The 26,429-nt window shown below is 70.1% G+C and carries 23 protein-coding genes; 16 read left to right on the forward strand and 7 right to left on the reverse strand.

The window, feature by feature from the left end:
• Window positions 1–26 precede the first annotated feature (26 nt).
• Entirely contained in the window at window positions 27–1,340 is a 1,314-nt protein-coding gene (gene paaK / locus EJ913_RS06360) for a phenylacetate--CoA ligase PaaK (RefSeq protein WP_126995906.1), read from the forward strand.
• 74 nt (window positions 1,341–1,414) lie between these two features.
• Here the strand turns inward: paaK and EJ913_RS06365 are convergent, their stop codons facing one another.
• Window positions 1,415–3,022, reverse strand: coding sequence for a caspase family protein (locus EJ913_RS06365; protein WP_244939265.1), 1,608 nt, complete (start codon window positions 3,020–3,022; stop codon window positions 1,415–1,417).
• Between the two features lie 236 nt (window positions 3,023–3,258).
• Between EJ913_RS06365 and EJ913_RS06370 the strand changes: the two genes are divergently transcribed.
• Entirely contained in the window at window positions 3,259–3,720 is a 462-nt protein-coding gene (locus tag EJ913_RS06370; protein ID WP_126995910.1) for a DUF4126 family protein, read from the forward strand.
• Window positions 3,717–5,114 (forward strand): FAD-containing oxidoreductase, encoded by a 1,398-nt coding sequence (locus EJ913_RS06375; RefSeq protein WP_126995912.1) that lies wholly within the window; start codon window positions 3,717–3,719, stop codon window positions 5,112–5,114. Before EJ913_RS06370 ends, EJ913_RS06375 begins: the two co-directional genes overlap by 4 nt.
• A 55-nt stretch (window positions 5,115–5,169) precedes the next feature.
• Here the strand turns inward: EJ913_RS06375 and EJ913_RS06380 are convergent, their stop codons facing one another.
• Both EJ913_RS06380 and EJ913_RS06385 read right to left on the reverse strand, forming a co-directional pair.
• Window positions 5,170–5,823, reverse strand: a complete 654-nt coding sequence (locus EJ913_RS06380; RefSeq protein ID WP_126995914.1) for a MarC family protein — start codon at window positions 5,821–5,823, stop codon at window positions 5,170–5,172.
• A gap of 71 nt (window positions 5,824–5,894) precedes the next feature.
• A complete protein-coding gene (locus EJ913_RS06385) occupies window positions 5,895–6,818 on the reverse strand; it encodes a LysR family transcriptional regulator (RefSeq protein ID WP_126995916.1) in 924 nt (307 codons plus the stop codon).
• A gap of 105 nt (window positions 6,819–6,923) precedes the next feature.
• Here EJ913_RS06385 and EJ913_RS06390 point away from each other — a divergent pair, with 105 nt between their 5' ends.
• Window positions 6,924–7,754 carry an SDR family oxidoreductase gene (locus EJ913_RS06390; RefSeq protein WP_126995918.1) on the forward strand — a complete coding sequence of 277 codons (831 nt, stop codon included), beginning with the start codon at window positions 6,924–6,926 and terminating at the stop codon, window positions 7,752–7,754.
• Between the two features lie 26 nt (window positions 7,755–7,780).
• Here EJ913_RS06390 and EJ913_RS06395 read toward each other — a convergent pair whose 3' ends face one another.
• A complete protein-coding gene (locus tag EJ913_RS06395) occupies window positions 7,781–8,563 on the reverse strand; it encodes an oxepin-CoA hydrolase, alternative type (RefSeq protein WP_126995920.1) in 783 nt (260 codons plus the stop codon).
• Window positions 8,560–8,991 (reverse strand): PaaI family thioesterase, encoded by a 432-nt coding sequence (locus tag EJ913_RS06400; protein ID WP_126995922.1) that lies wholly within the window; start codon window positions 8,989–8,991, stop codon window positions 8,560–8,562. Before EJ913_RS06400 ends, EJ913_RS06395 begins: the two co-directional genes overlap by 4 nt.
• A gap of 187 nt (window positions 8,992–9,178) precedes the next feature.
• Between EJ913_RS06400 and EJ913_RS06405 the strand changes: the two genes are divergently transcribed.
• Entirely contained in the window at window positions 9,179–9,886 is a 708-nt protein-coding gene (locus EJ913_RS06405; protein WP_126995924.1) for a glutathione binding-like protein, read from the forward strand.
• Between the two features lie 254 nt (window positions 9,887–10,140).
• Window positions 10,141–13,143, forward strand: coding sequence for an ABC transporter transmembrane domain-containing protein (locus tag EJ913_RS06410; protein ID WP_244939266.1), 3,003 nt, complete (start codon window positions 10,141–10,143; stop codon window positions 13,141–13,143).
• A gap of 48 nt (window positions 13,144–13,191) precedes the next feature.
• Here EJ913_RS06410 and EJ913_RS06415 read toward each other — a convergent pair whose 3' ends face one another.
• Window positions 13,192–13,764 carry a class I SAM-dependent methyltransferase gene (locus EJ913_RS06415; RefSeq protein ID WP_126995928.1) on the reverse strand — a complete coding sequence of 191 codons (573 nt, stop codon included), beginning with the start codon at window positions 13,762–13,764 and terminating at the stop codon, window positions 13,192–13,194.
• Between the two features lie 163 nt (window positions 13,765–13,927).
• On the opposite strand from EJ913_RS06415, the gene EJ913_RS06420 reads away from it, so the two are divergent.
• From EJ913_RS06420 to EJ913_RS06465, 10 genes are all read left to right on the forward strand, one after another.
• On the forward strand, window positions 13,928–15,739 hold the full coding sequence (locus tag EJ913_RS06420; protein ID WP_238519123.1) for an ABC transporter ATP-binding protein: 1,812 nt from the start codon (window positions 13,928–13,930) through the stop codon (window positions 15,737–15,739).
• Window positions 15,736–17,646, forward strand: a complete 1,911-nt coding sequence (locus EJ913_RS06425) for an ABC transporter substrate-binding protein (RefSeq protein WP_126995930.1) — start codon at window positions 15,736–15,738, stop codon at window positions 17,644–17,646. The genes EJ913_RS06420 and EJ913_RS06425 overlap by 4 nt, the downstream gene beginning before the upstream one ends.
• A 7-nt stretch (window positions 17,647–17,653) precedes the next feature.
• Window positions 17,654–18,679 (forward strand): ABC transporter permease, encoded by a 1,026-nt coding sequence (locus EJ913_RS06430; RefSeq protein ID WP_126995932.1) that lies wholly within the window; start codon window positions 17,654–17,656, stop codon window positions 18,677–18,679.
• On the forward strand, window positions 18,676–19,830 hold the full coding sequence (locus EJ913_RS06435) for an ABC transporter permease (protein ID WP_126995934.1): 1,155 nt from the start codon (window positions 18,676–18,678) through the stop codon (window positions 19,828–19,830). The genes EJ913_RS06430 and EJ913_RS06435 overlap by 4 nt, the downstream gene beginning before the upstream one ends.
• A gap of 192 nt (window positions 19,831–20,022) precedes the next feature.
• Window positions 20,023–21,258, forward strand: coding sequence for a glycosyltransferase family protein (locus EJ913_RS06440; RefSeq protein WP_211098886.1), 1,236 nt, complete (start codon window positions 20,023–20,025; stop codon window positions 21,256–21,258).
• 5 nt (window positions 21,259–21,263) lie between these two features.
• Window positions 21,264–22,514, forward strand: coding sequence for a glycosyltransferase (locus tag EJ913_RS06445; protein WP_126995936.1), 1,251 nt, complete (start codon window positions 21,264–21,266; stop codon window positions 22,512–22,514).
• Window positions 22,511–23,602, forward strand: a complete 1,092-nt coding sequence (locus EJ913_RS06450) for a glycosyltransferase family 4 protein (RefSeq protein WP_126995938.1) — start codon at window positions 22,511–22,513, stop codon at window positions 23,600–23,602. Before EJ913_RS06445 ends, EJ913_RS06450 begins: the two co-directional genes overlap by 4 nt.
• The gene (locus EJ913_RS06455; RefSeq protein ID WP_126995940.1) at window positions 23,599–24,210 is read left to right on the forward strand and encodes a histidine phosphatase family protein; all 612 of its coding nucleotides are present in this window, start codon (window positions 23,599–23,601) and stop codon (window positions 24,208–24,210) included. The genes EJ913_RS06450 and EJ913_RS06455 overlap by 4 nt, the downstream gene beginning before the upstream one ends.
• Window positions 24,201–25,346 carry a glycosyltransferase family protein gene (locus EJ913_RS06460; protein WP_126995942.1) on the forward strand — a complete coding sequence of 382 codons (1,146 nt, stop codon included), beginning with the start codon at window positions 24,201–24,203 and terminating at the stop codon, window positions 25,344–25,346. Before EJ913_RS06455 ends, EJ913_RS06460 begins: the two co-directional genes overlap by 10 nt.
• On the forward strand, window positions 25,343–26,113 hold the full coding sequence (locus EJ913_RS06465) for a polysaccharide deacetylase family protein (RefSeq protein ID WP_126995944.1): 771 nt from the start codon (window positions 25,343–25,345) through the stop codon (window positions 26,111–26,113). Before EJ913_RS06460 ends, EJ913_RS06465 begins: the two co-directional genes overlap by 4 nt.
• A gap of 25 nt (window positions 26,114–26,138) precedes the next feature.
• Here the strand turns inward: EJ913_RS06465 and EJ913_RS06470 are convergent.
• Window positions 26,139–26,429, reverse strand: a 291-nt coding sequence (locus tag EJ913_RS06470) for an FAD-binding protein (protein WP_211098887.1), incomplete at its 5' end; no start/stop codon positions are given.

Below are 26,429 nucleotides of genomic sequence, written 5' to 3' on the forward strand. Positions count from 1 at the left end.
GCCGCAGCAAGGGAGAAACGCAAGAAATGCCGACCGTCCTGACCGAAGCCCCGCCCGCGACGCTCGACCGTTACGAGATGGCCAGCCGCGACGAGATCACGGCGATGCAGACCGAACGGCTGGGGTGGTCGTTGCGCCACAGCCACGCCAACGTCCCCGCCTTCCGCACGAAATGCGAGTCCAAGGGCGTCCATCCCGACGATTTCCGGGAATTGAAGGATCTGGCGCTGTTCCCCTTCACCGTGAAGGACGATCTGCGGCAGAACTACCCCTTCGGCATGTTCGCCGTGCCGATGGACGAGATCGTGCGCGTCCACGCCTCCAGCGGCACCACCGGGCGGCCGACCGTGGTCGGCTACACCAAGGGGGACATCGACGTGTGGGCGGAGTGCGTCGCCCGCTCGATCCGCGCGGCGGGCGGCAAGCGGGGCGATCTGGTCCACATCGCCTACGGCTACGGCCTGTTCACCGGGGGGCTGGGCGCGCATTACGGGGCGGAGCGGCTGGGCTGCACCGTGGTGCCGATGTCGGGCGGGCAGACCGAGAAGCAGGTCCAGCTCATCATGGACTTCAAGCCGACGATCATCATGGTGACGCCCTCCTACATGTTGAACATCGCCGAGGAGATGGTGCGCCAAGGCATCGACCCGCGCCGCACCAGCCTGCGCGTCGGCATCTTCGGCGCCGAGCCGTGGACCGGCGCCATGCGCGGCGAGATCGAGCGGACCTTCGACATCCACGCCGTGGACATCTACGGCCTGTCGGAGGTGATGGGGCCGGGCGTGGCGTCGGAATGCGTCGAGACCAAGGACGGCCCGGTGGTGTGGGAGGATCACTTCTACCCCGAGATCATCGACCCCGACAGCGGGGAGGTGCTGCCCGACGGCTCCTACGGCGAACTGGTCTTCACCACCCTGACAAAGCAGGGCATGCCGGCGATCCGCTACCGCACCCGCGACCTGACCCGGCTGCTGCCGCCCACCGCGCGGGGCATGCGGCGGATGGACAAGATCACCGGGCGCTCGGACGACATGCTCATCATCCGCGGCGTGAACGTCTTCCCGACCCAGGTGGAGGAGTTGATCTGCCAGGATCCGGCACTCGCCCCGCATTACGAACTGGTCGTCACCCGCGAGGGCCATCTCGACTGTCTGACCGTCAGGGTGGAGATGAATCAGGAGGTCCACCCTTCCGATTGGGACCGCCACGCCAAGCAGTTGCAGCACGCGATCAAGGCGCGGGTCGGCATCAGCACCACCGTGGACCCCGTCGAACGGGGCGGCGTCGCCCGCTCCATCGGCAAGGCGAAACGGGTGCGGGACCTGCGTCCGAAGAGCTGAAACAATTCCACCCACCGGATGGCCGCATCGTCAACATTCGGCTCATGCGGTGCGGTGGCGGCTCACGCTTGGCCTCAACGTTCCTCGTCGAAGACGATCTCGTCGTTCACGGCGTAGAGCAGGCACTCGTCCTTGCCACCCTGTGTGCATTTCTCCATGACGGCGTCGCGGGCGTCCTCGTCGCTGGCCTTGTCCCACACCGTCGCCCAGCGCCCCAGCAGGGTCAGGGCGACCGCCTTTTGCCCGTTGTTGCGCTGGTAGTTCACCATGGCGACTTCACGCGTGCGTTCGGTGACGAAGGGCACGCGGGCCGGATCGAAACGGCCGCTGCCGGCGATCTCCACCGGCATCGGCTTGAAGCCCTTGTCGGCGTCCGCCACGACGCTGTCGCCGACCGCGTAGAGGGTGCAGGGCGCCTCGGCCATGTGCTGGCAGTATTGCAGAGCGTTGCGCTTGACGTCCTCTTCGGTCCGGGGATTGCTTTTGTTGGAGGCGTAGGCGTAGCCCCCCTTCTGGGAAATCGCCAGCGCCTTGGGCGACGGCAGGCTCGGGTAGTTCGCCAGCGCGGCGCGGGCCTTGGCACCCAGATAGGGGATCGCGGACGGATCGACCGGCCGTCCGGTCGGGGCCGGGGCCGGCGCAACCGGGGCCGAGAGGCGGGCAAGGGCGGTGGCCGGCGGGTCGCTCGCGGGGGCCGGGGCGGCGGCATCCTTGCCCAACTCGGCGACCTTCGCCTCGGCGATGGCCGCGAAGGTGCCCTGGGGAAACTGCTTCAGATAAGCCTCGAACAGGCCCCGGTTGGTGCTGGTCTTGATGCTGTCCCAGAACAGCGCCTCCTTGTCTGCGCCGACGGGGGCCGGCACCGGGGCCTGGGCCACCACCGTGGTCGGACCCAGGAAGTAGAAGCGCCCCTCGATCGGCGACGCAGCGACCCAGGGTTGCTGAACCCCGCCGGTGTTGCGTTTCACGGCGATGCCGACGTCGTTGAAGATGTCGAACACCGTTTCGCCCGGAACCAGCAGGGCCTTCGACAGCGCTTCGGTGTAGGGGCTGTTGTCGCCGTTGCCGTCGGCCGCCACCGCGCCCGGCTGGGTCGCGTAGGCGATGATCGTCCCAGCCGGCGCCTGCATCTGTGCCAGCCCCGGCGAGACCGCCCGGAATCCTCGTCCGCCGAAGGGGTTGTTGCGGCAGGCGTCGAGGATGACGATGTTCAAGCGGCTTTCCGCCAGCGCCATCTCGTCCAGGACCATCTCGACGTCGATGAGCTCATAACGGACGTCCGCCTCCTTCGTCAGGTTGGCGGAGGTCGGCAGCAGGTAGTTCGTGCCCCGCATCTGCAAGCCGTGGCCGGCGTAGTAGAACAAGCCGACATCCGACCCGGCCAGCTTGTTGCCGAAGCTGCGGATGGCGCGTTCGGTCTCGGCCTTGTCCAGGTCGAGCTGCGCGCCGCCGCCGACCAGTTCGAATCCGGCGCTCCGCAGGGATTCGGCGATGGCCCGTGCGTCGTTGACCGGGTTGGGCAGGCGCGGCGCGTGTTGATAGGCGCTGTTCCCGAGCACCAGCGCGACCCGCCGCTCCCCCGCTCCGATGCCGGTACCGGCCACGGACGGGCCGGCCCCCCAGCCGAACAGGAATGCGGCAAGCGACAGAACCAGCACGACGGTGCGCCCCAGAATGCTCAAGACCATTCCTTCGGAAGAGAAACATCGACGCCACTCTGCCAAGGCAAGAGAGGCGCTTCAAGCCGGCTGTTCCACGCGGTGGGCGGTTATCACGGCAACCGCCCGACAGGAGGCGGAAACACCCGCGCCGGCGGCACGACGCCCCGGCATGGAGTCGACATGGTTGCCACGCGCGTGAAAGCGGCGCTCATAATATCCGCGTCGGCGCGGGCGCGCCCGCCTGGGGAGGAGCGCGGATGGTCGTGTTGCTTGCGTTGCCGATCGGGATCGTCGCCGGGCTGCGCGCGATGACGGCACCGGCGGCGGTCGGCTGGGCCGCGCATCTGGGCTGGCTGCCGCTGACGGAGAATTGGCTGTCCTGGCTCGGCCACGTCTGGACGCCTTGGATCCTCACGGCGCTGGCGCTCGGCGAACTGGTCACCGACCAGCTTCCCTCGACGCCGAGCCGCACCGTCCCCGTGCAGTTCGGCACCCGAATCGCAATGGGGGCTCTCTGCGGAGCGGCCTTGGGGGCGGCCGGCGGCGCGATGCTGCCCGGCGTCTTGGCCGGAGCCGTGGGCGCCGTCGCGGGCACGCTCGGCGGGCGCGCCGCCCGTGCCCGGCTCGCCGCTTCCCTCGGGTCGGACCGGCCGGCGGCCCTGATCGAGGACGCGGTCGCGATCCTCGGCGCGTTGCTGATCGTAAGGATGATCCCATGAACCAAGCGTCCCCCGCGAGCCGTTCCTTCGACGCCATCATCATCGGGGCCGGACAGGCCGGGCCGCCGCTCGCCGGCCGCCTGACCGCCGCCGGCCAATCGGTGGCCCTGGTCGAGCGCCATTTCTTCGGCGGCACCTGCGTCAACACCGGCTGCATGCCGACCAAGACCCTGGTGGCGAGCGCCTACGCCGCGCATCTCGCCCGACGCGGCGGCGACTACGGCGTGATGATCGACGGCCCCTTGCGCATCGACATGGCCAGGGTGAAGGCGCGCGCCGACACCGTCATCGGCAACGCACGGGCCGGCGTCGAATCCTGGCTGCGCGGCATGGCCGGCTGCACGGTGATCGAAGGCCACGCCCGCTTCGAGGGGCCGGATCGCGTCCGCGTCGGCGCGGAGTTGCTGAGCGCCCCGCGCATCTTCGTGAACGTGGGCGGCCGCGCCGCCGTGCCCGGCCTGCCGGGTGTGACGGAGGTCCCCTTCCTCACCAACCGTTCGATGCTGGCCCTCGACCGGGTGCCCAAGCATCTGATCGTGGTCGGCGGCAGCTACATCGGGCTGGAGTTCGCCCAGATGCAGCGGCGCTTCGGCGCCGAGGTCACCGTCGTGGAACGCGGACCGCGCCTGATCCCCCGCGAGGACTCCGACGTGTCCGACGCGATCCGCGCCATCCTGGAGGCCGAAGGCATCCGGGTACGGACGGACGCCGACTGCATCCGCCTCGCGCCGCACGCCGACGGCGTCGCGGTCCACCTGGATTGCAAAGGGAGTGAGACCGGGATCGTCGGCACGGATCTGCTGCTCGCCGTCGGGCGCCGGCCGAACACCGACGATCTGGATCTCGACAAGGCGGGCGTGAAAACGGACGCGCGCGGGTATATCGAGGTCGATGACAGCCTCGCCAGCAGCGTCGCCGGGATCTGGGCGCTCGGCGACTGCAACGGCCGGGGCGCCTTCACCCACACGGCCTACAACGACTTCGAGATCGTCGCCGCCAACCTGCTCGACGGCGAACGGCGGCGGGTGGGCGAACGGGTTCCCGCCTACGCGCTTTACACCGACCCGCCGCTGGGCCGCGTCGGCATGACGGAGTCGCAGGCGCGCGCCACCGGCCGTCCCCTGCTGATCGCCCGCCGTCCGATGAGCCGGGTCGGGCGCGCGGTCGAGAAGGGCGAGACGCAGGGGTTCATGACGGCCGTCGTCGACGCCCGGACGCAACGCATCCTCGGCGCGGCGATTCTCGGCACGAGCGGCGACGAGGCGATCCACGGCCTGCTCGACACCATCAACGCCGACCTGCCCTACACCGCCCTGCAACGGGCGGTGCCGATCCATCCCACCGTGTCGGAACTGATCCCGACGCTGTTGGGCGACCTGAAGCCGGCGGTCTGAACGCCCTCGAGAGCCTGACCGAAACGGCGCGGCGGTTGCCGGCTGCAACCGGAACTCATCCCCGCCGCGCCAGCATCGGGCCGAGTGCATCGGTCACGCCGTTCAGCAGGATCTGCACGCCGACGCAAAACAGCAGGAAGGCGAACAGCCGGGTCAGCACCCGCGCGCGCGTCGGCCCCAGCAGGGCGACCAGCCGGTCGGCGGAGCGGTAGGACAGCCAGATCAGCACCGCGATGGCCAGCGCCGCCGCCGAGACGCCGATGAAGAAGGCGGTGAGCGGCCCGCCGTCCGGCGGCCGGTTGGAGCCGAGCGCGATGGCGACGGAAATCGTCCCCGGTCCGGTGGTGAAGGGGATGGTCAGCGGGAAAAAGGCGGATTCCTCGGCGGTCTCGGCCGGGGCCGCCTGTTCCTGCTTCTTGGCCTCGTGCGCCTCCGGGGCGGACAGCAGCACCCAGGCGCGCTCCGCCACCACGAAGCCGCCGGCGATCCTGAGCGCCGCCAGCGACACGCCGAAGAAGTTCAGCACATAGGCGCCCGCCCACAGCGCGGTCAGCATCACCACGGCGGAATAGAGACCGACCAGCCCTGCCAGCTTGGCCCGCTCGCTCGCGCTACGCCCGGCGGTGACTTGGCTGAAGATCAGCGCCATGGCGATCGGGTTGACGATCGAGAACAGCGCCGTGAAGGCGAGCAGGAAACTGTGGAGCATGGGGGCGGCGGTCATCCGGCGGGGGCGTCACCCCTGATACAGGCCGCCCCGGCCGCTGGCAACTCCGCGATTCATTGGCGTTCCCCGGCGAACGCCCGATCCCGTGACGCGACCTCGCGCACCACGTCGATGAACGCGCGCAGGCCCGCCGGCACCAGGCGGCCGCGCGGAAAATACAGGCAGAGGCCGGGAAAGGCCGGCGTCCAGTCCTCCAACAGGCGAACCAGCCGGCCAGCGGCGACGTCGGCGGCGACGAACCAGTCGGCGACATAGGCGAGCCCCGCCCCCGCCAGGGCCGCCTCGATCATCAGCGTGTGGCTGTCGAGCGTCAACGCCCCCTGGACGTCCACGGCGGCTTCCTCGCCGTGCCTCGCGAACTCCCAGCGGTGGAGGGCGCCGCTCGGCAACCGGCGGCGGATGCAGGCGTGCGCCTGGAGATCATCGGGCGCCGAAGGCCGCGCCCGGCCCTCCAGATAGGCGGGCGAGCCAACCACGACGAAGCGCTGCGGAGGACCGCAGGGGACCGCGACCATGTCCAGCGGCACGGATTCCGCCAATCGGATTCCGGCGTCGAACCCCTCGGCGACGATGTCCACCAGACGCCCCTCGGTCACCAGATCCACCCGCATGTCGGGGAAGCGTCTCAGGAACTCCAGGACGAGCGGAGTCAGAATCTGGCGGGCCGCCCCCTCCGACGTGTTGATGCGCAGCGTTCCGGCGGGGGTGGCGCGGCTCTCGTTCGCCTCGTCCATCGCCAGCGCGATGTCCTGCAAGGCGGGGCGGATGCGGGCGAGGAACTGTTCCCCGGCTTCGGAAAGCGACACGCTGCGCGTGGTCCGGTTGAACAGCCGCACCCCCAGGCGCCGCTCCAGCGCCGCGACGGCGTGGCTGAGCGCCGAGGGCGACATGCCGAGTTCGACCGCCGCCGCGCGGAAATTGCGGTGCGCCGCCACCGCCGCCACCGCGTTCAGCTCGATCAGGCCCGCCTTCCGCATTGTGCGATTCCCCGCATCGGTTCATGCGGAACTGTATGGATTATCGCAACGCCGGGAAAGCGGTACGGTTCGGTTCCTCCCGCCATTTCCGAAAAGGCTTGTCCCTTGAAAACCATCCTCATCACCGGTTGCTCGTCCGGCATCGGAAGGGCCGCCGCCCGGCTTTTCGCTGAGCGGGGCTGGAACGTGGTCGCGACGATGCGCGACCCGGCTGACGACACGGAGCTGGCGGCGCTCGACGGCGTGCTGGTGACCCGCCTCGACGTTCAGGACCAGGACAGCATCGGCCACGCCATCCAAGCCGGGATCGCGCGCTTCGGACGGATCGACGCGCTGGTCAACAACGCCGGCTACGGCCAGTACGGCCTGTTCGAGGCCCTGTCCCGCGAAAGCATCCAGCGCCAGTTCGACGTCAACGTCTTCGGGGTGATGGACGTGACGCGGGCGATCCTGCCGCATTTCCGAAAGAACAAGGCGGGCGTGATCCTCAACGTCGGGTCGGGCGCCGGCCTGTTCACCCTGCCGATGATCTCGCTCTACTGCGCGAGCAAATTCGCGCTGGAGGGCTTCTCGGAGGCGCTGGCCTACGAACTCGCCTCCCAGAACATTGCCGTCAAGCTGATCGAGCCGCATGGCGGGGTGACCGCCACCCGCTTTTCGGAAAGGGCCGCCGAAGATTCGGCGCGGGGCGCCGAACTCGCGGATTACGACGCCTTCAGCCGTGACACCGCCGCCGCCTTCGCCCGCATGACCGCCGCGCGGGCGATGAGCGCCCAGGACGTCGCCGAAGCGATCCTCGCCGCCGCGACGGACGGGACGGACCGGCTGCGTTACCCGGTCGGCGACGACAGCCGGGGGTTCCTCAAGGCGCGGCGCGGCATGACGGACGAGGATTACGTCGCCTTCATGCGCGCCCATTTCCGCCCGTCGGCTTGAACGCCAACCTGAACGCGGCCGTGCCGTCAGCCGCGCGGGTAGCTGGGCGGGCGCTTCTCGAAGAAAGCGGCGATGCCCTCGGCGGCTTCGGGGCCGTGCAGCGCCTCGACAAAGAAGTCGGCCTCGCGGTCCAACTGGGCGTCGGCCGCGCCGAAGCCGCTCTCGATCAGCCGCTTGGCCCGGCCGATGGCGACCGCCGGCCCCTCGGCCAGCCGCGCCGCCCAGGCCGTCGCCTCGGCCAGCGCCGCTCCCGGCGCCACCACCCGGTTGACGATGGCGAGCTGCGCCAGCCTCGGGGCGCCGATCCGGCCGCCCTCGAACATGATCTCGGCGGCCAGCTGCGGAGTCGCCGCGCGCGACAGGAAGGCCGAGGCGCCGCCGTCCGGATTCAGCCCGACCTTGACGTAGGCCAGGGTGAAGGTCGCATCCTCCGCCGCGACGATCAGGTCACAGCCGAGCGCCACGGAGAAGCCGGCCCCGGCGGCGGCGCCCTCGACGGCGGCGATCACCGGCTTGGGGCAGGCGCGCATGGCGCGCACCCAACCGTGGAAACCCTCCAGCGCCGCGCGCGTCGACCCGGGATCGGCCTTGGCGTTGCCGATCAGCCGGCCGAGGTTGCCGCCGGAGCAGAAGGTGTCGCCCGCCCCCGCCAACACCACCGCCCCCACCCCCGGATCGCCCGCCGCCTGGAGCAGGGCGTCGCGCGCGGCGGCCATCATCTCCGGCGTCAGCGCGTTCTTGGTGGCGCCGTCATCCATCGTCACCACCAGCACGCGCCCGTCGCGCGCGATCCCGATCCGTCCCGTCATCGCTCGATTCCCTCCCGGTTCTCGCTGCCCGGCCTGTATTTGAACATGCCCTCGGACGTCGCCAGCAGGGCGCCCGTTTCGCGGTGCCGGATTTCCGCGGCCGCCCCGACGATCTTGCGACCGCCGCCGCGCAGGCGGCCGGTGGCGACCAACGTACCGTCCCGCGCCTGCCCGAGGAAGCTTGTGGACAGGGAGAGGGTCATGGCCCGCCGCAGCCGCCCCTCCACGGGACAGAATGTTACGGAAAATCCGGAAACCGTGTCCAAAAGCGACATCAGCACACCGCCATGCACCACCCCGGCCCGGTTGAGGTGAGCGGCGGTCAGCGGCAACTCCATCTCGGCCAGTCCCTCCTCCCACCGACTCAGGCGGTAGCCGAGAAGCTCCTGGTAGCCGGAAGGCGCTTCGCCATCGAGAAGGTCGGTCATGCTGGGCTTCCTTGTGCCGGGCGGGCGGGCGTGTGGGGAAAGGAGTATAAGCGCGGGCGGACGCTCCGGGTCCACCCGCTCTCGCGGGCCGGTCCGCCGGAACGGGATGCCCGCCCTGCATCGGCGCGGGCTTGTCAGCCGGGCCCCGGCGGCGCATGTCTTGGCGCAAATCAACGGAGGGTTTGGAATGATCGAGCTTTATTTCTGGCCGACGCCGAACGGCCACAAGATCACGCTCTTCCTGGAGGAGGCCGGGCTGGAGTACAGCCTGAAGCCGGTGAACATCGGGGCCGGCGACCAGTTCAAGCCGGAATTCCTGGCCTTCTCGCCGAACAACCGCATGCCGGCGATCATCGACCGCTCCCCCGCCGACGGCGGCGAACCGATCACGGTGTTCGAATCGGGCGCGATCCTGCTCTATCTGGCGGAGAAGACCGGCAAGTTCCTGCCCGCCGACGCGCGCGGCCGCAAGACGGTGACGGAATGGCTGTTCTGGCAGGTCGGCGGCCTCGGGCCGATGGCCGGGCAGAACCACCATTTCGTGCAGTACGCGCCCGAACGCATCCCCTACGCGATGGAGCGCTACGTCAAGGAGACCGGCCGTCTCTACGGGGTGATGGACAAGCGCCTATCGACCAGCGAATTCCTGGGCGGCGCCGAGTACTCCATCGCCGACATGGCCTCCTACCCCTGGGTCGTCCCGCACGAGCGCCAGCAGCAGAACCTCGAGGACTTCCCCAACCTGAAGCGCTGGTTCCACGCCATCCAGGACCGCCCGGCGACGATCCGCGCCTACGAGAAGGGCTCGGCGGTCAACGCCGCCAAGACCCCGACCGTGAACGAGGAGAGCAAGAAGATCCTCTTCGGCCAGTCCGCCGATACCGTCAAGCGCTGACCGGTCCCGCCGCTCCGGCGAAGCGCGGCGGACGCCCGCTGCGCAAGACATGACCAAAGAAGCAGGACCCAAGACTCCGCCGTCACGGAGTCTTGGGTCTTTCTTGTCCTCTTCCTACATTGCCTGACGATGCGTCGATCCGATGAAACGATTCCCGGCAACCCGTCCGGTTGCTCCGTGGCGTGCAAAGGCCCTTGATGGATAAAAATATTTATCAGTTCATCTGGAAGCACAGTGGACGGCAGCAAATTCTCTTGGCCCTGCTGACCGTCGCGTCCTTCCCGGTCCTTTACGCCTCGCTCGAACTGCCCAAGATCATCATCAACCGGGCGATCTCCGAACCGGAAGCCGAACGGACGATTCTCGGCATCGGGTTGAGCCCGGTCCATTACCTGCTGGTCCTGTGCTTCGCCTTCCTGCTGCTCGTGCTGGCGAACGGCGCGTTCAAGATGCGCATCAACACGATGAAGGGGGTCGTCGGCGAACGGCAGGTCCGCCGGCTGCGCTTCATGCTGCTCGACCGCATGCTGCGCTTCCCGCTGCCGCATTTCTCGCGGGTCAGCCAGGGCGAGCTGATCTCCACCGTCACGGCGGAGACCGAACCGCTGGCGGGGTTCATCGGCGACGCCTTCGCCCAGCCGCTCTACCAGGGCGGGACGATGCTGACCATCCTGCTGTTCCTGTTCATCCAGGAACCGATGATCGGGCTCGTGTCGGTCGCGCTGATCCCGGTGCAGGCCTACATCATCCCCAAGCTTCAGATCAAGGTGAAGCAGCTCGGCAAGGAGCGCATCCGCAAGGTCCGCCAGATTTCCGAGCGGATCGGCGAGAGCGTCGACAACATCCGTGAGATCCGCACCAACGGCACCATCCGCTACGTCGAGGCCGATTTCTCGAAACACCTTGGCGAAATTTTCGAGATTCGTTTCGAGATATACCAAAGAAAATATTTTATCAAATTTCTGAACAACTTCATCAACCAAGTCACGCCATTCTTCTTTTTCTCGATCGGCGGCTATTTCGTGCTGCACGGCGATCTGACCATCGGGTCGCTGGTGGCGGCCCTGTCGGCGTTCAAGGATCTGACCGCCCCCTGGAAGGAGCTGCTGGACTATTACCAGAACGCCTACGACGCGCAGATCAAGTTCGAGCAGATCTCCGAGCAGTTCTCGCCGCCCTTCCTGTTCGACTGGCCGGCCGCCGGCCCCGGACAGCCGTCCGACCTGCGGGCTCCCTACCGCATGGAATCGGTGACCTGGGCGAACGAGTACGGCGACCGCATGCTGCACCGCCTGTCCTTCGAGATCCCGCCCGGCACCCTGGTCGGCATCGCCGGGACCAACGCGCTGGCCCTGCGCCGGCTGGCCGAGATGATGGTCCGCCTGTCGCCGCCGACGTCGGGCCGCATCCTGATCGGCGAGCACCCGCTCGACACTCTGCCGCTGGAACTGCTGGGGCGCCGCATGGCCTACGCCGGCCCCGAGCCGCACATGTTCACCGGCAGCATCATGCAGAACATGACCTACGGCCTGCGCCACCGCCCGCCGGAGGAGGACCCCGCCACCCTGACGCCCGAACGCCGCCGCCAGATCCGCGAGGCCAAGGCGTCGGGCAGCCCCTACGAAAGCATGGAGGGCATCTGGACCGACTTCGCCCAGGTCGGCGTCACCGACTGGAAGAGCTTCCGCCCCTGGCTGGTCCAGTGTCTGGTGGCGACCGGCGGCGAGGAGCAGATCTACCGGCGCGGTCTGCGCGAGGTCTTCGATCCCGACGATTATCCGTTCATCGCCGAACCGCTGCTGCGCGCCCGCCACCGGCTGCGTGAGACGCTGATCGCGCAGGGGATGGAAGGAGTGCTGGAACGCTTCGAGCGCGACCGCTTCAATCTCCACGCCAGTCTGGCGGAAAACATGCTGTTCGGGCTGCCCGACGGCAAGAACCTGACCGTCGGGCGGCTCGTCAATCATTCCGGCCTGCGCGCCCTGATGGAGGAGCACGGGCTGTGGGAACCGGCCGTCCGCATCGGCCGCCGCTTTTCCATGCGGGTCGTCTCGGTCTACCAGGACAGCGCCGACGGCGAGGTCCTGATGATGCGCTACCCCCATCTCGACGACGCGCTGTTCGAGGAGCTGGTGGAGAGCGTCACCCGGCTGCGCCGCCGCGCCGACCGGCTGGAACGCCGACAGTCCGAATCCGACAAGCTGCTCTTCGCGACCATGTTCCTGATGATCGTGCCGAACCGGGACGGCCCCGACCTGATCCCGGCGGCGCAACGCGACGCGATCATGGCGCTTCGCCACCGCCTGCTCGACGACATGCCGGCCGACCTGCGCGACCATGTGATCCCGTTCGACCCGGACCAGTATCACGGCCGCCTCAACGTCATGGACAACCTCCTGTTCGGCCGCGTCACCACCGAGGCCCCCGAGACCATCACGGAACTGCGCGCCCTGGTCGACACGGCGCTGGAGGAGACCGACGCGCGGGCCTACGTGCTGGTGCTGGTGGCGCTGGGCGAGGTCGGGATCGGCGGCTCGCTGCTTCCGGTCGGCGTCCGGCAGCGCATCCAGCTCATGCGCGGGCTGGTGAAGAAGCCCGACCTCTTCGTGATCCATCAGGCGATGAACAGCTACGACCCGGCCGACCGGCTGGACATCATCCGGCGCATGAAGGAAACGCTGCCGGACATGACCGTGATCGTTCTGGAGGACCGGCTTCCCGACGACGCCGGCTTCGACTGCGTCTACGATCTGGAGGAAGGCCGCCTGGTCCGGCGCGGCCAAGCCGGCGACGCGGCGGAAGCCGACGCCGCGCCGGACGGTTCCGACGACGCCGACGGGACGGCGCTGCGCCTGCTGTCCCGCTCCACCCTTTTCGCCGACCTGCCCGAAACGGCGCTGCGCCGCCTGTTGGGGGCGGCGGAATGGCGCAACGTGAAGGCCGGCGACTTCATCTACCGCAGCGGGGAGCAGTCGGAATTCGTCTTCGTCCTGGCGGAGGGCGAGGCCGAGCTGATCCGCCTGCAACCCGGCCGCGACCCGCTGCACCTCGCCTACATCAAGCCGCCCGAGGTGTTCGGCGACCTGGAGCTTCTGGCCGGCACCCGCCGTTTCTCGACCATCCGGGCCAGGACCGATCTCCGGCTGCTGCGTTTGGACGGGACGGCGCTCCTGCGCCTCCTTCCGTACATGCCGAGCCTGCCCATGCGGGTGATCCAGCAGACCGGCCGGCGGTTGACCAGCGAGGCGCCGCCATGATCGCCGCCCTGCCGGTCGCGCGCGCCGGGTCGGGCCAAGGTTGGACGATCAGGGTAGAAGGGGCGGCGCGGAAGGAGCGGGGCTCTGCGTCCGGGCCTTCCCCGGCCCTTCGCCCGCTCCGTCATCGACACGCCACGCGAAATAGGGCCAACGCTCCGTGTTCGGCAGGGTGAGGGGCTGCCAGCCCGGACGCTCCATGAGCCGGTCGGACAGGACGATGCCGCCCGGCAGCATCAAGGCGTCGATCCGCGGCGCCAGCCGCTCCGCCTGTCGGGCGTCGTGCTGGCGGTCCGTGCTCCCGAAATCGGCATGGGCCAGCCGCGCGCAGCGTCCGAAGCTTCCGGCCGCCGCCGCCAGCGTCTCCTGGAAGTCGCCGGTGAACAGCCGGTCGGCGTCCGGAACGAGCTCCTGCGGCACCCGCCGCCACATGTCGAAGACCAGGATGTCGCGGGGCGGAAAAAGGCTGCGCAGATGGTCGTAGGTCCGTCCCTTGCCCAGCCCGATCTCCAACACCAGCCCCGCCTTGCCATCCACCGCCGCCCGTGCCCAGTCGAGGGAGTCGCGCTGAACGGTCAGGCGGTCGATCATGCGGTCGAGCAGCGAAAGGGCGCGCGCCGGCATTCGGAAGCACCTCGATCCATGGGTTCGACGGGTCCTCCCCCGGCACCCCGAAAGCGCCGGGGGGAGGGAACGGCGCGGAAACAGCCATGTTGTATCTCGATCGGAACAGACCAATACTTAAGCGGTCAAGGCTGCGGTGCAACGCTGCCCCGAGAGGCCGGGTATGGATGCGACCGGCGGTGAAACGACCGGCTTGGCGGGGGATGGGACCGGGACGATGCTGACGGTGGATTCTCTCTCGATCCGGTTTCGCCGCTCGGCCGCCGCCCGTCCGGTGGTCGAGGACGTCAGCTTTTCCATCGACGCGGGCGAGAGCGTCGCGCTGGTCGGGGAGTCCGGATCCGGCAAGACGCTGACCTGCCGCAGCATCCTGCGCATCCTGCCGCGCGGAGCGGAGGTGTGCGGCGGCGCGATCCAGTTCGGCTGCGGGGCGGAACGGGCCGATCTGCTGCGGCTGCCGGCCAAGCGCCTGCGCGACGTGCGCGGCAGCCGGATTTCCATGATCTTCCAGGAACCGATGAGCGCCCTGTCGCCGCTCCACACCATCGGCGCCCAGACGGCGGAGGTGCTGCGACTGCACGGGCAGGCCTCCCGCGCCAAGGCCCGCGAGGAGTCCCTTCGGATGTTCGAGCGGGTCGGCTTTCCCGATCCCGACCGCGCCTTCCGCTCCTACCCGTTCCAGCTGTCTGGCGGGCTGCGGCAACGGGCGATGATCGCCATGGCGATGGTCGCCCGCCCCAAGCTGCTGATCGCCGACGAGCCGACGACCGCGCTCGACGTCACGCTCCAGGCGCAGGTGCTGGCCCTGATCAAGACCTTGCAGGCGGAGACCGGCATGGCCGTGCTGCTGGTCACTCACGACCTGGGCGTGGTCGCCAACATGGCCGACGCCGTGGTCGTGCTGCGCGCCGGGCGGGTGATGGAATCGGGGAATTGCGCCGACGTGCTGGGCCGCCCGCTGCACGGCTACACCCGCAAGCTGATGATGGCGGCCCCGGTGATCCCGGAATGCCCCGCCCCCAGCTTCCCCTGCCCGGCCGGCGCCGACGCCATCCTCGAATTCCACGACATCGCCAAGACCTTCGAGCGCGGCGACCGGACGGTGAAGGCGCTGAACGGGGTCGACTTGCGCCTCCGGCGCGGCGAGACGCTGGCCATCGTCGGCGAATCCGGATCGGGCAAGACGACGCTGGCGCGGCTCGCCATGCTGGCCGACCGGCCCGACCCCGGCGGACGCATCCTGTTCCGGCCCGATGCCGGAAAGCCCGCCATGGACCTGCTCGATCAGACGGGGGCGGGGCTGCTCGGCTACCGTCGCTCCGCCCAGATGGTGTTCCAGGACCCCTACGCCTCGCTGAGCCCGCGCATGACCGTCGGCGCCATCATCGCCGAGCCGCTGGCGATTCACGGCATCGGCGGCGCGGCCGAGCGGCGCGAGCGGGTTCGGGCGCTGATGGCGCAAGTCGGCCTCGACCCGGCCTGGACGAACCGCTACCCGCACGCCTTCTCCGGCGGCCAGCGCCAGCGCATCGGGATCGCCCGCGCCCTGGCGCTCGACCCGGCGCTGCTGATCTGCGACGAGCCAACCTCCGCGCTCGACGTGTCGGTGCAGGCGCAGGTGCTGGACCTGCTGGAATCGATCAAGACCCGCCTCGGACTCAGCCTGATGTTCATCTCGCACGATCTGGCCGTGGTGGCCCGGCTGGCCGACCGCGTCGCCGTGATGCGCGCCGGTCAGGTGGTGGAGCAGGCGCCGCCCGGCATCCTGTTCTCGGCCCCGCTGCACCCCTACACCCAGGCGCTGATCGCCGCCTCGCCCGAACCGGACGTCAGCCGCCCCATCGACATCGCCACGGTGGCGCGCGGCGCCGGCCGGCCCGACCTGTGGCCGGACTCCTTCCGCCCCACGCCGGACCGCTCCGGCCCGCCGCTGCTGGAGATCGCGCCCGGTCATTTCGTGCGGCGGGCGGCATGAGGAGCGGGCGGCGCGCCTGCCTGGCCCTTCTTGTTCTCCTGCCCCTGCTTCTGGAGCCGGTACGGGCGCAGACACCGCCGGACGGAACGACGGCGACCTATGGCCTGCTGCCGCCGCTGGCCGAACGGCTGCCCGCCGAACCGCTGGTCGTCGACCTTCCGGCCAAAGGGCGGGAGTTCGGGCGGCCCGGCGGCTGGATCCGCACCTTCATCACCCAGCGGCGCAACAGCCGGCTGGCGGTGCTCTACGGCTATGCCCGGCTGGTCGGCTACACCGAGCAGCGGGAGATCGTCCCGGACATCCTGAAGGCGATGACGGTCGTCGAGGACCGCGACTTCACCCTCACCCTGCGGCGCGGCCACCGCTGGTCCGACGGCGCCCCCTTCACCAGCGACGACATCCGCTACTGGTGGGAGGACATCGCCAACAACCCCATGCTGTCCCCTTCCGGCCCGCCGCGCTTCATGCTGGTCGACGGCCAGCCGCCGGAGGTCAGCTTCCCAGACCCGTTGACCGTCCGCTTCCGCTGGGCGGCGCCCAACCCGCATTTCCTGCCGACGCTGGCCGCCGCCCGCCCCCCCTTCATCTATCGACCGGCGCATTACCTGAAGCGCTTCCACGCCCGCTACACCGCCGAGGCCGACCTGGCCCCGCAGATCGCCAAGGCCAAGCTGCGCAACTGGGCGGCGCTGCACAACGCGCGCGACGACATGTTCCGCATGGACAACCCCGAGGAACCGACCCTCCAGCCCTGGATGGCGACGCTGCGGGGAAGCGCCACCCACCTGCTGTTCCAGCGCAACCCCTATTACCACCGCGTGGATTCCCAGGGCGTTCAACTGCCCTACGCCGACGGGCTGGATGTGACGGTGATGGCGGGCGGCCTGATCCCGGCCCAGGTCGCCGCCGGGAACGCCGACCTCCAGGCGGAGGGGTTGACCTTCTCCCAGGTTCCCGTCCTGGTCTCCGGCGAGTCGAACGGCCGTTACGCCACCCGGCTGTGGCCGTCGGGAAACGGGGCCGACATCGCGCTCTACCCCAACCTGAACTACAACGACCCGGTCTGGCGCGATCTGATGCGCGACGTGCGTTTCCGCCGCGCCCTGTCGCTGGCCATCGACCGGCGGATCGTGAACCGGTCGCTCTATTTCGGTCTGGCGCGCGAGGGTGGGGTCGGCGTGCTGCCCTTCAGCTCGCTCTACAAGCAGGAACGGCACGGGCTGTGGGCCGACTACGACCCGAAGAAGGCCGCCGCCCTGCTGGACGAGATCGGCCTGCCCCGCCAGCGCGGCGAGCTGTACCGCAGCCTGCCGGACGGCCGCCCGCTGGAGGTGATCGTCGAGACCGCCGGGGAGAAGCCGGAGATCGCCGACACCCTTCAGATCGTCGCCGAGACGTGGCGCGACATCGGCGTACGGCTGCTGGTGCGGACCGCAGACCGCGACGTGCTGCGCAACCGGGTCTACGCGGGACAGGTGATGATGGCGGTGTGGAGCGGCTGGGACAACGGCGTGCCCGAACCCGACAGCGACCCGGCGGAACTGGCGCCGATGACCCAGGAGAATTTCGGCTGGCCGAAATGGGGGCAGCATTACCAGACCTCCGGCGCGGCCGGCGAGCCCATCGCCCTGCCGGTCGCGCAGACCCTGATGACTCTCGCCCAGGACTGGGCGCGCGCCACCACCACCGAGGAGCGGCGCCCGCTGTGGGAGCGCATGCTGGACCTCCACGCCGAGAACGTCCTGGTCATCGGCATCGTCGCCGAGGCGCCGCAGCCGGTGGTGGTCGGCAACCGCCTGCGCAACGTGCCGGAAAAGGGGCTGTGGTTGTGGGATCCGGGGGCCTATCTGGGGATCTACCGGCCCGACGAGTTCTTCTTCGCCGACGCCCCGCCGAGGAAAGGCTAGAGCCGCCATGCTGCGTTTCATCCTCCGGCGCCTGCTGGTCATGATCCCGACGCTGATCGTGGTGTCGATGCTGATCTTCGTCGTCATCAACCTGCCGCCCGGCGATTTCCTGTCCAACCAGATCGCCGAGCTGCGGGCGACCGGCCAGGAGGCCGGGCTGGCGAAGGCGGAGTTCCTGCGCCACGAATACGCGCTCGACCGCCCGCTGCCCGAGCAGTACCTGATCTGGATCGGCGTCTGGCCGGGGCCGAGCGGCTTCAACGGTTTGCTGCAAGGCGACCTCGGCTGGTCCTTCGAGTTCGGCAAGCCGGTGGCCGAGGTGGTCGGCGAGACCCTTTGGTTCACGGTGATCCTGAACTTCTCGGCGGTGCTGTTCGTTTACTTGGTCTCCTTCCCGCTGGGGGCGCTGGCGGCGATCCGGGCCAACAGCTGGGTGGATTATCTGGCCGCCATCGTCGGCTACATCGGCTTGGCGACGCCGAATTTCCTGCTGGCGCTGATCCTGCTCTATTACGGGCAGAGATGGCTGGGGCTGCCGATCGGCGGGCTGATGGATCCCCGCTACGAGAACGAGCCGATGAGCTGGGCCAAGGTCGGCTCGGTTCTGCATCACCTGATCGTGCCGACCATCGTCATCGGTCTGTCCGGCACGGCGGCGATGGTGCGGCGGCTGCGCGCCAACCTGCTCGACGAGCTGGGCAAGCCCTACGTCGTCACCGCAAAGGCCAAGGGCGTGCCGCCGGTCCGCCGGCTGACGCGCTACCCGCTGCGGATGGCGCTCAACCCCTTCGTCTCCGACATCGGCTCGCTGCTGCCCTCGCTGGTGTCGGGGTCGGTGCTGATCTCGGTGGTGCTCAGCCTGCCGACCATCGGGCCGGCGCTGCTGGAGGCGCTGCGCGCGCAGGACCAGTTCCTCGCCGGCTTCATCCTGATGTTCATCTCGCTGCTGGTGCTGGTCGGCATGCTGATCTCCGACATCCTGCTGGCCCTGCTGGACCCGCGCATCCGCCTGAGCAAAAGGAAGCGCTCATGAGCCGCGCGTGGAAGCACCAATTCGATCCCGAGCCCTGGTCACCGGACGACGATGCCGGTCCCGCCTCCCGGCTCGATCCGGGGGCCTCGGCGGGGCGGCTGATGCTGCGGCGCTTCCTGCGCCACCGGCTGGCGGTGCTGGCGGCGCTGTTCCTCGGCCTCTCCTATCTCAGCCTGCCCTTCGTCGATTTCCTGGCGCCCTACGGCGCCAACGAGCGCGACGTGGAGCACCTCTACGCTCCGCCGCAGCCCATCCACCTGTTCCACGAGGGGCGCTTCGTCGGTCCCTTCGTCTACCCGACCGCCGGACGCGCCGATCTGCGCGAGTACCGCTGGCGCTACGAGACCGACGCCACGCGGCCGATGCCGCTGGGCTTCTTCTGCCCCGGCGCACCCTACCGCTTCCTCGGGCTGGTGGAGACGCGGCTGCGGCTGGTCTGCCCGCCGGAGGGCGCCACGCTGCACCTGCTCGGCACCGACCGGCTGGGCCGGGACATCCTCTCCCGGTTGGCCATCGGGGCGCAGTTGTCGCTGACCGTCGGGCTGCTGGGCATCGCGGTGTCCTTCGGGATCGGCGTGACGCTGGGCGGCATGGCCGGTTATTTCGGCGGCCGAACCGACTACGCGGTGCAGCGCCTGTCGGAGATCCTGAAATCCCTGCCGGAGCTGCCGCTGTGGCTGGCGCTGTCGGCCGCCGTTCCGGCCCATTGGAGCCCGGTCGCCGTGTTCCTGTGCATCTCGGTGATCCTGGGATTGCTCGACTGGCCGGGGCTGGCCCGCGCGGTGCGCTCGCGTTTCCTGGCGCTCCGCGAGGAGGATTTCGTCATGGCGGCGGAGCTGATGGGCGCCTCTCCAGCCCGGATCATCGGCCGCCATCTGCTGCCCAACTTCGCCAGCCATCTGCTGGCCAGCGCGACACTGTCGATTCCGGCGATGATCCTGGGCGAGACCGCTCTGTCCTTCCTGGGGCTGGGGCTGCGCCCGCCGGCCACGAGCTGGGGGGTGATGCTGAACGACGCGCAGAACCTGACGGCGGTCGAGACCTACCCCTGGGTGTCGGCGCCGATGATCCCGGTGATCCTGGTGGTGCTGTCCTTCAACTTCCTGGGCGATGGCCTGCGCGATGCGCTCGACCCTTACCATGACTCCTGAATAGGGCGCCTCCTGGTCCCCGCAACCCCCGTTCGGGTATCCCAGGGCGGCGCCGGGCGATCCACCGCCCGGACATATTGCGCTTGAAGCCGGGTCGAAACCATGTGAGGGCTTTGCCGAGCGGGGCCGTTCGGCTGCGCGACCCGACCGGATGACCAACCAGAACGCCCAGCCGACGCGGAGTTTCCAAGCATGTCCCAGCCAAGGATCGCGATGCGCGCGGACCGCGCCGACCGGACGGCCCCGCGCATCCTGCTCTACAGCCACGACACCTTCGGGCTGGGCCATCTGCGGCGGTCCCGCACGATTGCCCAAGCGCTGGTCTCGGCCTTTCCCGACGCCTCGGCCCTGATCCTCACCGGGTCGCCGGTCGCCGGGCGCTTCGATTTCCCCGAGCGGGTCGACCACGTCCGGCTGCCCGGCGTGGTCAAGCTGCGGGACGGCAGCTACACCGCCCAGAATCTCGGCCTCCCCATCGAGGAGATGACCGCGATGCGGGCCGAAATCATCCGGGCGGCGGCGCAGTCCTTCCGCCCGACCCTGGCGATCGTCGACAAGGAGCCCACCGGCCTGCACGGCGAATTCCTGCCGGCGCTGGAGCTGCTGCGGGAATGCGGACGGACACGGGTGGTGCTGGGTCTGCGCGACGTGCTGGACGCGCCCGACGCCCTCCAGCCGGAATGGGAGCGCAAGGACGCGCTGGCCGCCATCCGCCGCTATTACGACGAGCTGTGGATCTACGGGCTGCGCGAGGTCTACCAGCCGCTCGCCGGTCTGGGCCTGCCGGCCGACGTCGAGGCGCGGCTGCGCTACACCGGCTATCTGCGGCGCGGCACCCCGCCGGACGCCGTCCTCGACACCGCGCCTTACGTGCTGGTGACGCCGGGCGGCGGCGGCGACGGCGGCGCCCTTATCGACTGGACGCTGGCCGCCTACGAGAGCGACCCGTCGCTGACGCCGCGCGCCATGATCGTCTACGGCCCGTTCCTCGACAGTGCGATGCGCAAGGGCTTCGCCAAGCGCATCCGCCGCCTGAAGGGGCGAGTCGAGGCGATGGATTTCCATTCCCGCATGGAGGAGCTGTACGCGGGCGCGGTGGGGGTCGTGGCGATGGGCGGCTACAACACCTTCTGCGAGATCCTGTCCTTCGACAAGCCGTCGGTCATCGCCCCCCGGACCTATCCGCGCATGGAGCAGCACATCCGGGCGTCGGCCGTCGAGGCGCTGGGCCTGACGCGGATGCTCGACCCCGAGCGCGACGGGGATAGCCCCCAAGTGATGGCCGACGCCATCCGCGCCCTGCCGACCCGCCCGCCGCCCTCGGCCTACCCGCTCCCAGGATTGCTCGGCGGGCTGGACAGCGTCGTGGCGCTCGCCCGCGAGGCTCTGGCCGAACCGGCCGAAAGCCAGACGGCGTTGCGGGCGTGAGAGACGTGGCGGCTTCCCCGCTGCGGCTGGCGGTGGTGGTGAAGGGCTACCCGCGCCTGTCGGAGACTTTCGTCGCCCAGGAGTTGCTGGCCTTGCAGGAGCGCGGGGTCGATCTCTCCATCTGGTCGCTGCGCCACCCGACCGACACCCGGCGCCACGCCCTGCACGACCGCATCGCGGCGCCCGTGCATTACCTGCCGGAATACCTGCGCCAGGAGCCGTTGCGCGTGCTGCGCGCCCTGTTCCGCCTGCCGCCGGCCAAGCTGTGGGCAGCGGCCCGGCTGTGGTGGCGCGACCTGCGGCGCGATCCCACCGCCAACCGGGGACGCCGGTTCGGGCAGGCGCTGGTGCTGGCGGCGGAATTGCCGGCCGACGCCCCCTTCCTCTACGTCCATTTCCTGCACACCCCGGCGTCGGTCGCGCGCTACGCGGCGGCGATCCGGGGCATCGGCTGGGGGTTTTCCGCCCACGCCAAGGACATCTGGACCACGCCGGATTGGGAAACCCGCGAGAAGCTGGCCGAGGCGCGGTTCGGCGTCACCTGCACCGCCACCGGTGCCGCGCATCTGCGGGCGTTGGCCGCGGATCCCCAACGCATCGAGCTGGTCTATCACGGGCTGGATCTGGGCCGCTTCCCGGACCCGCCCGACCGCCGCGACGGCCCCGGCGGCTTGCGCGACGGCAGCGCGCCGGACCGGACCGTGGAGATCCTGTCGGTCGGCCGCCTCGTCGAGAAGAAGGGGTACGACCGGCTGCTCGACGCGCTGGCCGCCCTGCCCGCCGGGCTGCACTGGCGTCTGGTCCACATCGGCGGCGGGCCGCTCGGCTCGGCCCTGCGCGCGCAGGCCGAACGCCTCGGTCTGGCGGACCGCATCGACTGGCGCGGCGCGCAGGACCAGGCGACGGTGATCGAGGCGCTGCGCCGCGCCGACCTGTTCACGCTGACCAGCGTCATCGCCGGCGACGGCGACCGTGACGGCCTGCCCAACGTGCTGATGGAGGCGGCGAGCCAGAAGCTGGCGATCCTGTCCACCGCCGTGGCCGCGATCCCGGAATTCATCGCCGACGGCGAGCATGGCGTCCTGACCGCCCCCGAGGCCGCCGCCATCGCCGCCGGCCTCGATCGCCTGCTGACCGATCCACCCTTGCGCCTGCGTCTCGGCGAGGCGGCCTATGAACGGCTGCGCGCGGAGTTCGGCATGACCCCCGGCATCGACCGCCTGCTGCGGCGGCTGGCGGACACCGTCCCCGCATGAGGATTGCCTTCCACGCGCCCTTGAAGCCGCCCGGCCATCCGGTTCCCTCCGGCGACCGGCAGATGGCGCGTCTGCTGCTGCGCGCGCTGGAACGGGCCGGCCACCGCGTGGAGGTCGCCAGCACCTTGCGAAGCTACGATGGCATCGGCGATGCGAACGCCCAGCAGCGCTTGTTCGCGGCGGCGGCGGACGAGCGTGAACGGCTGCGGCGCCTCTACGCCGACGAACCGGAACGCCGGCCGGCGCTGTGGTTCAGCTACCACGTCTATTACAAGGCGCCCGATCTGATCGGCCCGGCGATGGCACGCAGCCTCGGCATTCCCTACGTCGTTGCCGAAGCGTCACGCGCCCTCAAACGTTTGACCGGGCCTTGGGCCAGCTTCGCGGAGGCGGCGGAGGCCGCCATCGACGAGGCCACCCTGACGCTCTGCGTCAGCGAGCGCGACCGGCAGGCCATCGAGGCGCACCGCCCGCCGGGCCAGCGCATCGCCACCCTGCCGCCTTTCCTCGACCTGCCGATGCCGCCACCGGCACGGCCCCCGGTCGGAACGCCGCCGCGCCTGCTGACCGTCGCCATGATGCGGCCGGGCGACAAGCTGGCCTCCTACGCCCGGCTGGCGGAGGCGCTCCGCATTCTGTCGGACCGCCCCTGGGTTCTGGATGTCGTCGGCGACGGGCCGTCGGCGGCGGAGGTCGCGGCGCTGCTGGCACCCTTCGGCCCCCGCATCCGCCGCCACGGCGCCGTCCCGCCCCAGACGCTGGCCGGGTGGTACGCCGACGCCGACCTGCTGCTGTGGCCCGGCCTGAACGAGGCCTTCGGCATGGTCTATCTGGAGGCCCAGGCCCACGGCACTCCGGTCGTCGCCATCGCCAACGCCGGGACCGGAACCGTCATCCACGACGGCGTCGGCGGCCGTCTGACCGGCCCGTCGGGCGCGGAGTACGCGGCGGCGGTGGCGGCCCTGCTCGACGATTCCGTCCAATTGTCGGCTCTGCGAACCGGCGCCCGCCGCCATGTCGAGGAGCGCCACGGCCTGGACGCCGCCGCCGCCCGGCTGGACGGCCTGCTCAAGGAGACGATGCAATGACGGAACCGAAACGGCTGGCCTTCCTGCGCCACGGCGTCACCTCCTGGAACCGCGAGGGACGCATCCAGGGCCGCACCGACATCCCGCTCGACGAGGCGGGACGCGATCACCTCGACCGCCTCGCCTTGCCGCCCGGCTGGGAGGACGCCGCCCTCCACGCCAGCCCGCTGCGGCGGGCGGTGGAGACCGCCGAACGGCTCGGACGCGGACGGGCCGTGCGCACCGACCCACGCCTGATGGAAATGAATTGGGGCGAGTGGGAAGGGTGTCGCGGCGCCGAACTGCGCGCCGACCCGACCTCCGGCTACCGCGACCTGGAACACTGGGGATGGGACTTCCGCCCGCCCGGCGGCGAAAGCCCGGCCGACCTGCGCGACCGCCTGCAGGGCTGGCTGCGGGATCGGGCCGGCGACGAGGCTGCGACTCTGCTCGCCGTGACCCATGTCGGGGTGATCCGCACGGTGCTGGCGCTGGGCTGGGGGTGGGATTTCCTCGGGGCCCCGCCGCTGGACATCAAGCGCGACCGGCTCTACGCGGTGACGCTGGAGGCCGACGGGCGCATCCGCGCGGCCTGCGGCCCGGAGGGGATCCGCCTGCCATGCGCGTGATGATCGTCGTCACCCATCTGCTCGGCAGCGGGCATCTCGCCCGCGCGCTGGCGCTGGCCGACGCCTTCGCGCGGGCCGGCTGGGCGGCCGACGTGGTCAGCGGCGGGCGTCCGGCCCCCCATCTCGCCCCCGGCCGGGCCACGCTGCACCAGTTGCCGCCCCTGTCCAGCGCCGGGACCGATTTCCGCACCCTCTTAACCGCCGACGGCCGGGTCGCCGGCCCCGACGATCACGCCGAAAGGCGGGAACGGCTGACCGACCTTCTGAGCGCCCTGCGACCCGACGCGCTGATCACCGAGTTGTTCCCCTTCGGCCGCCGGACCCTGGCCGGCGAGTTCGACGCCCTGCTCGAACAGGCCCTCGCGATGCCCAGGCCGCCGCTGGTCCTGTCCTCGGTGCGCGACATCCTGGCGCCGCCGTCGCGGCCCGGACGGCTGCCGGAGACCGAGGAGCGGCTCAGGCGGTTCTACGACGGGGTTCTCGTCCATTCCGACCCGGCGGTCATCCCGCTGGAGGACAGTTGGCCGTTGACGCCGCCGATGCGGAAGATGCTGCTCTACACCGGCTTCGTCGCCCCCTCCCGGCCCAACCTGGCAGACGGCGACGAAGGGCGCGACGAGATCCTGGTGACGGCCGGCGGCGGCCCGGTCGGGCGCGTCATCTTCGAAACCGCCGCCCGCTGTGCAAGAGCCGGGGTGTTGCCGTATCGCTGGCGTCTTCTGGTTCCTCCCGACGAGGTGGAAGCCGTCGGCCACCTGCGCGCCCTTGCTCCTGCGCAACGGCTGACGATCGAACCGCTGCGCCCCGACTTCCGCAGCTTGCTGGGCCGGGCTGCGGCGTCGGTCGGCCGTTGCGGCTACAACACGGCGCTGGATTGTCTGGCGCTGGGAGTGCCGAGCGTCTTCTGCCCTTTCGAGGACGGCAACGAAACCGAACAGATCACGCGGGCGAGGATCCTCGCCCGTCGTCCCGGTATCGCCATGTTGCGCGAAGCGGATCTGTCCCCGGACCGATTGGCGGCGGCGCTGTCGGGCGTGCTGGGCGTTGCTGTGCCCCGGCTGAATCCGGCGGTGCTGGCCGGCGCGGCGCGGAGCGTGGAGATCGTGACGGCCATGCTGGGGGAGCGCCGGATATGACCGGTTGGGACGCGCTCGACGCCGAGTTGGCGCGCTGGGTGGAGACGGGGCGGCGTTGCCCCGTCTGGCTGCGCGACGACGACGCGGTGGCCGCCACCCCGGCACTGGGCCGGTTTCTCACGCTGTGCCGTTCCGCCGGGATCGCGCCCGGCCTCGCGGTGATCCCGGCCCACGCCACGCCCTCGCTGGCGGACCCGCTGCGGCGTCATCCGGAGGTGGCGGTTCTCGTCCATGGCTGGGCGCACACCAACCATGCCGCCGCCGGAGAGAAGAAGGCGGAGTTCGGCATGGGCCGCTCCGCCGAGGCACGGCGCGGCGATGCGGCACGGGGTCTTGAGACGCTCAACGGGTTGTTCACCGGCCGGCTCCTGCCGCTCTTCGTGCCGCCCTGGAACCGGATGGGCGCGGACATGCCGGAGTTGCTGGCGTCCGCCGGCTTCCGGGCGGCGTCGGGGTTCGGCCGGCGCCCGGAGGCAGCGACGACGGGCTTCCGCTGGCTCAACACACAGATCGACCTGATCGACTGGCGCGGCAGCCGGTCGGCGATGGAGACCGACGCCCTGCTGGACGGCCTGTGCCGGCAGTTGGCTGACCGGCGGGAACAGGGCGGCGCGTCGATCGAACCCATCGGGCTGCTGACGCATCATTTGGTGCATGACGCGGCGGTGTGGCGGCTTCTGGAAGCGTTGCTGGACCGGCTGGCCGGTCATCCGGCCCTGGATTGGCCGGCGGTGGCGGTCCTGATCGGCGAAGCCGCCCGACCCTGATCGTGACCGCCACGCGGGGCTCCGGTCAAAGCGCCTGCTGCAACTCGGGCAGGGCCTTGAACAAGTCGGCGACGAGGCCGTAATCGGCGATCTGGAAGATCGGTGCCTCCTCGTCCTTGTTGATCGCCACGATGACCTTGCTGTCCTTCATGCCGGCCAGATGCTGGATGGCACCCGAGATGCCGACCGCGATGTAGAGGTCCGGTGCGACGATCTTGCCGGTCTGACCGACCTGATAGTCGTTCGGCACGAAACCGGCGTCCACCGCCGCGCGCGACGCGCCGACCGCCGCGCCCAGCTTGTCGGCGATGGCTTC

This window comes from Azospirillum doebereinerae, assembly GCF_003989665.1.
Lineage (GTDB): Bacteria > Pseudomonadota > Alphaproteobacteria > Azospirillales > Azospirillaceae > Azospirillum > Azospirillum doebereinerae.

What these genes read in the sequence shown, in the direction of transcription:
- paaK (WP_126995906.1), top strand. Translation starts at nt 27, where the DNA reads ATGCCGACCGTCCTGACCGAAGCCCCGCCCGCGACGCTCGACCGTTAC.
- EJ913_RS06370 (WP_126995910.1), top strand. Translation starts at nt 3,259, where the DNA reads ATGGTCGTGTTGCTTGCGTTGCCGATCGGGATCGTCGCCGGGCTGCGC.
- EJ913_RS06375 (WP_126995912.1), top strand. Translation starts at nt 3,717, where the DNA reads ATGAACCAAGCGTCCCCCGCGAGCCGTTCCTTCGACGCCATCATCATC.
- EJ913_RS06380 (WP_126995914.1), bottom strand. Translation starts at nt 5,823, where the DNA reads ATGCTCCACAGTTTCCTGCTCGCCTTCACGGCGCTGTTCTCGATCGTC.
- EJ913_RS06385 (WP_126995916.1), bottom strand. Translation starts at nt 6,818, where the DNA reads ATGCGGAAGGCGGGCCTGATCGAGCTGAACGCGGTGGCGGCGGTGGCG.
- EJ913_RS06395 (WP_126995920.1), bottom strand. Translation starts at nt 8,563, where the DNA reads ATGACGGGACGGATCGGGATCGCGCGCGACGGGCGCGTGCTGGTGGTG.
- EJ913_RS06400 (WP_126995922.1), bottom strand. Translation starts at nt 8,991, where the DNA reads ATGACCGACCTTCTCGATGGCGAAGCGCCTTCCGGCTACCAGGAGCTT.
- EJ913_RS06405 (WP_126995924.1), top strand. Translation starts at nt 9,179, where the DNA reads ATGATCGAGCTTTATTTCTGGCCGACGCCGAACGGCCACAAGATCACG.
- EJ913_RS06415 (WP_126995928.1), bottom strand. Translation starts at nt 13,764, where the DNA reads ATGCCGGCGCGCGCCCTTTCGCTGCTCGACCGCATGATCGACCGCCTG.
- EJ913_RS06420 (WP_238519123.1), top strand. Translation starts at nt 13,928, where the DNA reads ATGGATGCGACCGGCGGTGAAACGACCGGCTTGGCGGGGGATGGGACC.
- EJ913_RS06425 (WP_126995930.1), top strand. Translation starts at nt 15,736, where the DNA reads ATGAGGAGCGGGCGGCGCGCCTGCCTGGCCCTTCTTGTTCTCCTGCCC.
- EJ913_RS06430 (WP_126995932.1), top strand. Translation starts at nt 17,654, where the DNA reads ATGCTGCGTTTCATCCTCCGGCGCCTGCTGGTCATGATCCCGACGCTG.
- EJ913_RS06435 (WP_126995934.1), top strand. Translation starts at nt 18,676, where the DNA reads ATGAGCCGCGCGTGGAAGCACCAATTCGATCCCGAGCCCTGGTCACCG.
- EJ913_RS06440 (WP_211098886.1), top strand. Translation starts at nt 20,023, where the DNA reads ATGTCCCAGCCAAGGATCGCGATGCGCGCGGACCGCGCCGACCGGACG.
- EJ913_RS06450 (WP_126995938.1), top strand. Translation starts at nt 22,511, where the DNA reads ATGAGGATTGCCTTCCACGCGCCCTTGAAGCCGCCCGGCCATCCGGTT.
- EJ913_RS06455 (WP_126995940.1), top strand. Translation starts at nt 23,599, where the DNA reads ATGACGGAACCGAAACGGCTGGCCTTCCTGCGCCACGGCGTCACCTCC.
- EJ913_RS06460 (WP_126995942.1), top strand. Translation starts at nt 24,201, where the DNA reads ATGCGCGTGATGATCGTCGTCACCCATCTGCTCGGCAGCGGGCATCTC.
- EJ913_RS06465 (WP_126995944.1), top strand. Translation starts at nt 25,343, where the DNA reads ATGACCGGTTGGGACGCGCTCGACGCCGAGTTGGCGCGCTGGGTGGAG.